Source organism: Clostridium sp. 1001283B150225_161107_B6, assembly GCF_015556325.1.
Lineage (GTDB): Bacteria > Bacillota > Clostridia > Lachnospirales > Lachnospiraceae > Enterocloster.
In genome coordinates, this window is the sequence record NZ_JADNMD010000015.1 from 135,451 (window position 1) to 142,903 (window position 7,453).

6 protein-coding genes are annotated in these 7,453 nt (G+C 35.8%); all 6 read left to right on the forward strand.

Annotated elements, in window-relative coordinates; all coding sequences use genetic code 11:
• Nucleotides 1–603 precede the first annotated feature (603 nt).
• The 6 genes from I2H39_RS25540 (at nt 604) to rhuM (ending at nt 7,300) form a co-directional block, all read left to right on the forward strand.
• Complete coding sequence (locus tag I2H39_RS25540; protein WP_330641045.1) at nt 604–1,599, forward strand: virulence RhuM family protein; 996 nt, start codon at nt 604–606, stop codon at nt 1,597–1,599.
• 183 nt (nt 1,600–1,782) lie between these two features.
• Nucleotides 1,783–3,054: a recombinase family protein gene (locus I2H39_RS25545; RefSeq protein ID WP_207746971.1), complete on the forward strand. Its 1,272-nt coding sequence runs from the start codon at nt 1,783–1,785 to the stop codon at nt 3,052–3,054.
• Between the two features lie 446 nt (nt 3,055–3,500).
• Nucleotides 3,501–4,034, forward strand: a complete 534-nt coding sequence (locus I2H39_RS25550; RefSeq protein ID WP_195627868.1) for a hypothetical protein — start codon at nt 3,501–3,503, stop codon at nt 4,032–4,034.
• A complete protein-coding gene (locus I2H39_RS25555) occupies nt 4,010–4,420 on the forward strand; it encodes a hypothetical protein (protein ID WP_240305627.1) in 411 nt (136 codons plus the stop codon). Before I2H39_RS25550 ends, I2H39_RS25555 begins: the two co-directional genes overlap by 25 nt.
• A gap of 209 nt (nt 4,421–4,629) precedes the next feature.
• The gene (locus I2H39_RS25560) at nt 4,630–6,258 is read left to right on the forward strand and encodes an RNA-directed DNA polymerase (protein ID WP_195627863.1); all 1,629 of its coding nucleotides are present in this window, start codon (nt 4,630–4,632) and stop codon (nt 6,256–6,258) included.
• Between the two features lie 37 nt (nt 6,259–6,295).
• Nucleotides 6,296–7,300, forward strand: a complete 1,005-nt coding sequence (gene rhuM / locus I2H39_RS25565) for a virulence RhuM family protein (protein ID WP_138311315.1) — start codon at nt 6,296–6,298, stop codon at nt 7,298–7,300.
• Nucleotides 7,301–7,453: the final 153 nt, after the last annotated feature.

Genomic DNA, 7,453 nt, shown 5'->3' on the forward strand with positions numbered 1-7,453 from the left:
CCAACTTTCACCGCATGTCGAGACGGCTTGCTTGCTGTCAAGAAAACCGCAGTAAATCAAAGAGTTTCGCGATTTCAGATAGATATGAGAATGTGTTTTTGTTTGGTTGGATCGATATTTGTTTGGTATTACTGAAAGGGGATGAACATTTTAGCAAAAGGTTAGAAGTTTATTGAAGATTAAAGTAGAGAGACGCTAACATGGATATATATTGTCGGAGAAAGGAACAAATACGTTGATTCAGATAGAGTTAATAGACTATGATTCTTTAACAAGTATCGGAATTAAAGTAACTCAATATGTTAATAGTAATTTAAAAGATATAATTTGATTTTTCAATTAAATGATAAAGAACGTAAGGAAGTGGCAGCACTTGCAAGAAAAAATAGGAAATGCGAGTAGTGTTAGAAACTGTAGGTAAAATAGATAGTCAAACTCTTGCCTAGGCGAGATAAAAGAGAATTTTTGATAGTGAGTATAATAGTAAAGTTGCACTGCTTGTGAATCCATTGTCCTGTTGCAGCGTGTGGAAACAGTCAAATGGAAGCACCTTATGAATATCATTTTTTTTAATATAGAGGACTTTAGGAGGTAAGAGGAGACTTGGAAAAATCAAATATTTTAATGTATACGACGGAAGATGGAGTCACAAAGGTTGAAGTTACTTTTGATAATGAGACTGTATGGTTATCATTAGATCAAATAGCAGAGTTATTCCAAAGGAATAAGTCTACGATATCCCGGCACATTAAAAATATTTTTTCAGAAGGTGAACTAAGCCGGGATTCAGTTGTTGCAAATTTTGCAACAACTGGAGCCGACGGAAAAAGATATCATGTGGATTTTTATAATCTCGATGTTATTATTTCCGTTGGTTATCGAGTTAAATCTTTGCGTGGCACTCAATTCAGAATTTGGGCTACAAATGTTTTAAAAGAATATATGAAAAAGGGCTTTGCTCTTGATGATGACCGCCTGAAGAACCTTGGCGGTGGAAATTATTTTGATGAATTGTTGGCACGTATCCGCGATATTCGTTCTTCAGAAAAAGTATTTTGGAGAAAGGTTTTGGAAATTTACGCAACCAGTATTGACTATAATCCCAAGGCGGAAAGCTCTGTTTTGTTTTTTAAACAGGTTCAGAATAAGATGCATTGGGCCGCGCATAAGCATACAGCGGCCGAGGTGATTTACCAGAGAGCAGATGCAGATAAGGATAATATGGGATTGACTTCATGGAGCGGAAACAGCATAAAACGGTCTGATGTAGAAGTGGCGAAAAATTATCTGGATGAAAAAGAGCTGGATGCGCTCAATAAAATTGTTGCGGCTTATTTGGATATTGCCGAGGTACATGCTTTGAATCAGGAACCTATGTATATGAAAGATTGGTTGGAGACGATAGATGATTATCTAAAGATGACCAGACGGGATATCTTAAATACAAAGGGAAAAGTAACACATCAGCAGGCATTGGAGAAGGCACATTCTGAGTATGAGAAATATAAAAAAAATCAGGAATATGTATTGTCCCCTGTGGAATGTCATTTTTTGGAGAGTATAGAGGAATTGGATAAATTGGATGGAACAAGTAAGTAACGGAATGTTGAAATATGGTTTCCTCCAAAGGGAAGTTATACCTTTTCGACATCATTATCACCCACTCGACACATACGGAAAGTATTGTCCTGTTGCAAAAGAGTGTTAAATGATGATTAGGTGAGATTGGATAGTTGTCGTGTGGTGAGGCGTGAAGGCTTTTGGCTTTCGCGCCTTTTCCTTATGGATGAGACGAGGTGGGGTGTTGTGAAAAAGATATATTATATACCTGTGAAAAAAGAGAATACGGAACCGCTGCGTGTGGCGGCATATTGCCGCGTCAGCACTAAGAAAGAGACGCAGTTAGCCAGTTTGGCTCATCAAATTATGGCTTATACAGAACAGATATCAGATCATCCAGGTTGGGTATTTTCAGAGGTGTTCTGGGATTGTGGAAGAAGTGGATTAAGGAAAAAGGGCCGTAACGGATTGAAACATATGTTAGAAAGTGCAACAGAGGGGAAATTCGATTACATAATCACTAAATCAGCAAAACGAGTATCCAGGAATACGGTAGAGCTATTGCAGATTATGAGATATTTGAAAGAAAGGGGGATTCAAATGTATTTTGAAATTGAAAATGTGAATTCGTTTGATCCGGATGCAGAAGCGGCAATAACCTTATCAGGAGCAATGGGACAAGAAGAAAGCAGAAACTTGAGTGAGAATATTCAGTGGGGTATTAAAAGAAAATCTGAAGAAGGATTATTTAGCAGCTATAAACATTTTATGGGGTATCGGTGTGTGGAAGGGGAATTGGTAATTGTTCCTGAACAGGCTAAAGTAGTACGATTAATTTTTGAGTTATATTTGAGGGGATACACATTTTCACAGATTAAAAAGTATTTGGAAGATAATGGTATAAAAACGGTTACAGGTAAAGAGGTATGGAGTGCAAATGTAATACAACAAATGCTAAAGAATGAGAAATATAAGGGAGACATGATGCTTCAGAAAACATTTACAGAGGATTATCTAAATGGTATACGAAAGAAAAATGTAGGACAGCGTACCAGATATTATGTAAAAGGAAGTCATCCGGCCATTATTTCTTCGGAAATATTTGATAAAGTGCAGGCAGAAATGCTTAATAGAGCCAGACTGCTCAGAACAGCTGACGGCAATCAGATTAGCAGTGGTAACCGATATAGCAGCAAATATTTGCTTAGTAATTTATTGGTATGTGGGGATTGTGGGGGAGGATTCAGGCGTAGAACGGAGCGTGGGAAGATTGTATGGAGATGCGGGACAAGGATGGAAAAAGGAAAGACGGAGTGTAAAAATTCACCTACCTTGAACGATCAATATGTAAGAGATATGCTGGGAAAAGTTGTGTGTAATGGGGAATATGATGAACATGTCGTAAAGGTTAGAGTGAAGAGAATAGATGTTTATGATAAGCAGTTGATAATTTGCTATGCTGAAAAAGAGAGATATCAGATGTGTGAATTATAATAGATAGTTGAGAATGTTATTTTGCATAGGGATAAATAAACGGAAATGCAGAAATCTTTTAGATGGTAATAGCGAGGGGAGTATGATACTATTTTATATAGGAGATTTGGCTGATATAGGTTGATTAATTTTAGCGTTTTTACCAATATTGTGTTTGCCGAATAGATGTCCCTGAAATATTGTGCTAACCTAGTGTGCCATTTAGCTAGAAACCATAGTATCAGCACTGTTATTATAGTTTCTGACTGTATGAGTACTAAACGATGGTGGATTTAATAAGGGAAAAGGTAAACAAGGGAGATCTGCTTTAGATATTTACAAGGCATGAAATATAGGTATTATGTTTAAGACATGATTTTATGAATAAGTAGTATTTATAATAATTTGAGAAGAAATTTATCTAATTTCGGTAATTGAGATGATGTTCAAGAGAAGGGTGATTATAGATGGAGTACATTAATGGGTATCGAGAAGAGCAAAGTTTGCTGACAAAAGACGGAAAGGAAATACAGGTTCGTTGCCTTGAGGTATCGGAGAATGATGCAGTGCTTGATGAGTGGGCAGCTCATTTTCGGGAACAGTATCGTTACCTAGATGCTCTGGATATGGAAAGAGAAGGAACGGGGATAAGCAGGGAAGAATTCTTAAGAGATTATGTTTTCACGGGACAAGCAAAGCCGGGACCCGCAACTCGTGTAGGAGATTTTTGTGAGATTCTTGTGGCAGATTATATCGAATATATTCAGAGTTATTATGTACCCAGAATCCGATACCGTAGTAAATTTAATCGGAACACATCACCACAAGGCAGTGATGTGTTAGGGTTTAAATTAGGGACAACACCATCGCCAAGAGATGAAGCGATTATATTTGAAGTGAAAGGCACGTCTGATCCAAAAGGAAAGAAAAAGGGTATGAAAGGTTGCAGGAGGCTATTGATCATTCCAATAAAGATGTGGCTAGATATGCTGAATCTTTAAATGCAGCTAACGAAGGTTCACCAGGCCAAAAGAGTGCAGCTATTTTGGCATTTATTTTGAATAGCGGTGAGAATCCATTAATTATTGATCAGCCGGAAGACGATTTAGACAATAGTTTGATTTATTCGCTTGTTGTAAAATCTATAAGAAAAATGAAGAGTAAGCGACAAATCATTATTGTTACACATAATCCTAATATTCCTGTGTTGGGCGATGCGGAGGGCATTGTTGTTTTGAAACGTAATAATCAGGGAAAAGTCACTTTTAGAAAGGATAAAAAAACTGGCTGCATTGAAGAAAAAATTATTAGAGAAGGAATTTGTGAAATTATGGAAGGGGGAGAAGATGCTTTCCGTAAACGAGAGCAGAAATACCAATATAAGTAAATAGAGTAATAAAAATATGAACCACAACACATGGTTTAAATCATTCGTGTTAATGATTATTGGTGATGTACTGCAAACGATTATTATGATTACTGTTCTTTTGGGTATGGAGGAAAAGAATTGGAAAAATCAAGTATTTTTGATCGAAATAAATGAGTTGAAAGATATATAAACTAATAAAAAATACGTAAATATGTGGTGGTAAAATAATGAATTTAGAGAAATCAGTTGAATTGGCTATAAGGAATGTCATGAAAGAGGGGCTTACTGATATATTTGCTCGTCCATTTGAGGTGGATCTTTTATCAAAAAGTGAATTGTTTAAAAAACGAATCTATGATGAAACGATTAGATCCATTCGTTCGGGCTCGGTTTCAGGACTGGGAATCAATGCTATAGATTGCATGCTTATGCCTAAAAATATTGCTTTTGGTTTTCGAAAATGTGCATTAATACAACCACATGATACTATTAAGTATTTAGCGCTTGTTCTTACACTTGCAGAAACAATAGAAAAGGCACGGGTTCCTATATCACAAAAAAGAGTGTATTCATATAGATTTCATCCTAACAATGGATATTTGTGGAATAAAAATTACACCATCACTGCTTTTAGGAATCGAGTAAGTGAAAAAGCAAAGCAAAAGAAAGCTAATCTAATAGTTTCATGTGATATAGCAAATTACTATGAACGATTAAATTTACATCGACTACAGAATACATTACTATCAATTAATTGTAATCGTAATATTGTAAATTTGATTAATGAATTGTTACTATTTTGGTCAAATCGTGATTCTTATGGTTTACCTGTAGGATCTAACGCTAGTAGAATATTGTCAGAGGCTAATTTAATTGGGGTTGACAACTATCTTCTTTCAATGGGGGTAGACTTTATTAGATATGTGGATGACTATAGATTTTTTGCGCCCAATGCAAGTGTGGCACACTATTGGCTTACAGTTCTGATTGATCGCTTGGGACAGGAAGGCCTGTCAATTAATATGAGCAAGACAAAAATAGAACCTAATGATAGGTATATGCATGCCACGGAAGTTCATACCAAAACAAAAAAAGAGAAGGACGAAAAAAATCCATTTATAATAAAGGCAGGATATGGTGGAACGGTACCAACAAATTTTAGAAAACCTTCAAATAGTGAGAAAGAAAGATTAGAAGTGTTAAATATAGAGGGCCTTTTGGAAAGCGCAAAGATAAATTGTTTAGTCGAGTCTTCAGAATTTATTGAGATTATAAAAGCTTGTATTGTACAACGAAAATATAGTATGTTAGTAGAAATATTAGCTATAATCGATAAATATTTACAGTTAACACCTTACTATATAGATACATTAATCAAACATCAAGAGTTTTTTACACTTGAGGATGTTGAAAAAATAAATATATATTTTACAAAGCAAATAAAAGAAAGTAGGTTTATTCCCGAATATTTAATGGTTTCGTATATTAGACTTTTTGGGAGTGATTGCTTTTCAAACAAAAAGTTTTTAATCGAGCAATATAGAAACTTACGTAGGGATTCAGGCGCATATGTAGGAAGAGTGTTACTAGATGCATTATATGGTCTGGCTAACCGAGAAGATATGCTTGAAATACGTAAAAGTTTTTCAAGGTCAAATTTGTGGGAAAAACGTCAAATAATTAGGTTAATTGACAGTACATTTGATGAGGAAGAGAAAAGACCTTGGCTTAAGAATATACGTCAAATAGAGCCTAACGAATTATTTCTTTTGGAAACTGCAGAGCCAACGAAACTGACCAAAAAGAAAAAAAGAAGGAAAAAAATATCATCGAGGAGAATTGAAGAAGAAATATAACTTGGAAAGGCATAGCAAAGGCGAGGTGGTGAACTGAGTGAATAGTCAAGGTGATATTAATAGGAAATCAAATATTATTATCTACACAACAGAAGATGGTTTGGCAAAGATAGATACAACTTTTGATGGAGATACGGTATGGCTGTCAATTGATCAGATGGCGGAGTTGTTTCAAAGAGATAGAAGCGTAATAGGCAAGCATGTGAGGAATGTTTTTAAAGAAGGAGAATTATCTAAAGAATCAGTATGGGCAAAATTTGCCTATACTGCTGCTGACGGAAAAGTTTATGATGTAGATTATTATAATCTTGACGTGATTATTTCGGTCGGTTATCGTGTGAAGTCAAAGCGCGGCACACAATTTAGAATATGGGCAACAGGCATTTTAAAGGAATATATGAGAAAAGGTTTTGCGCTGGACGATGAGCGGCTGAAGAATTTGGGTGGTGGAGGCTACTTTAAAGAATTACTCGAACGTATTAGAGATATACGTGCTTCTGAGAAGGTATTTTACAGGCAAGTCTTAGAAATTTATGCTACAAGTATTGATTATGATCCGAAAGCTGAAATATCCATTCAGTTCTTTAAAAAGGTTCAGAATAAGATTCACTATGCGATTCATGGACAAACTGCAGCAGAAGTTATTTATACCAGAGCGGATGCTGAAAAAGAGTTTATGGGACTTATGACATTTGCAGGAAACCAGCCAACATTAAAGGAGGCTGTCATTGCCAAAAACTATCTGAATGAAAAAGAACTTCGGGCGATGGGACAACTTGTTTCAGGGTATCTTGATTTTGCGGAACGCCAGGCAGAGCGGGAACAGGTAATGACTATGAGCGATTGGGCAGCGCATTTGGATCGTATACTTACAATGAGTGGCGAACAGTTACTTCAAGGAAACGGAAGTGTTACTCATAAACAAGCAGTTGATAAAGCAACGAGTGAATACAGAAAATATAAAACCAGAACCCTCAGTGATGTGGAGAAGGATTATTTGGATTCGATAAAAATATTGGAACATAAAACGGATAAGAGTTGAAAAGGTGATATTATTCACGAGTTAATAAATTAGCTAAGCGAAATTCGAGTGTGTGAAGAAAAGTCTGTAAAAGCTGATCTTCTATGATAATAACTGGGCTGAAAGTTCTTTCTTGGACCTTCAGTCCTTGTATTATATATAACAGCAACTACT